The sequence below is a fragment of the Halomonas sp. SIMBA_159 genome (assembly GCF_046536035.1).
GTDB lineage: Bacteria > Pseudomonadota > Gammaproteobacteria > Pseudomonadales > Halomonadaceae > Vreelandella > Vreelandella venusta_A.
Genome location: NZ_JAWJBT010000482.1, coordinates 1 through 275, shown reverse-complemented (window position 1 = coordinate 275; position 275 = coordinate 1). Strand labels below are relative to the sequence as shown.

General features: G+C 27.3%; 1 protein-coding gene. It reads right to left on the bottom strand.

Annotation, left to right across the window (positions count from 1 at the left end; genetic code table 11):
• Positions 1–275: hypothetical protein (locus R0J87_RS20115; protein WP_498888461.1), on the bottom strand; the 275-nt coding region annotated here is incomplete at both ends.

The following is a 275-nucleotide window of genomic DNA, read 5'->3' as shown; positions in this document are numbered from 1 at the left end:
AGCTCTTATATAATTTGCGCTTTTTTCTATATCAGTTATAGGAATAAATTTCTTTGCAATAGTACTTTTGGCAAAATAAACATTGCACTCATGTCCATTTTTTATTAACTCATCTTGTGAAATTCTTTGATTACAATCATTTAATATACTATTAATATTTTCTTTTAAAACTTCATAGCATAATTGCTCGCTTTTTTTATATAATGTAAAGCCTGTGTCATCCTTATCAATTTGAACTTTTTTTATAGCTACAACGTCACCTGCATCAACGCCTT